The organism is Microbacterium sp. 69-10 (assembly GCF_001897945.1).
Lineage (GTDB): Bacteria > Actinomycetota > Actinomycetes > Actinomycetales > Microbacteriaceae > Microbacterium.
In genome coordinates this window covers 33,630-34,057 of record NZ_MKRT01000019.1, presented here as the reverse complement: position 1 = coordinate 34,057, position 428 = coordinate 33,630, and the positions used below count along the sequence as shown (strand labels likewise).

At 67.5% G+C, this 428-nt stretch carries 1 protein-coding gene; it reads left to right on the top strand.

What is annotated here, in order from left to right; genetic code table 11:
- Positions 1 to 372: hypothetical protein (locus BGN97_RS07705; protein ID WP_292699702.1), on the top strand; the 372-nt coding region annotated here is incomplete at its 5' end.
- Between the last annotated feature and the right edge of the window lie 56 nt (positions 373 to 428).

Sequence of the window (428 nt, the reverse complement as noted above, 5' to 3'; positions counted from 1 at the left end):
ACGGCTGTGGTGATCTTCACGCTGACGACGGCGATCATCGACGCCGCGTCCTCGCCATTCCCCACGTCCGCGGTCAGCGCGGTGCCTTCCGACGAGCCGTCGGCGGATGCAGGTGAGCAGCGGCCATCGCCTGAGGCCATCGGCAAGGGATACGTCGCAGGCCTGAGGGACGCAGTGGACCTGGAGGGATTCACAACGCCCGAGGCCCAGGCCTGCATCGGGCAGGCCCTGTATGACTCCGACCTGTCGGATGCGCTCCTTCGTCACATCGCCGCGGGCGAGGTCATCACAGAAGATGTGGCGGGCGACGAAGCTGCAACCCTGGAGTCGGTGCTCTTCGAGGCCGGCATGGGATGCGTCCCTCAGGAGTGATCGGGGCGGGTCAGGCGACCAGGTCCGGCCGGACACCGGTGACGCATGCGATCCAG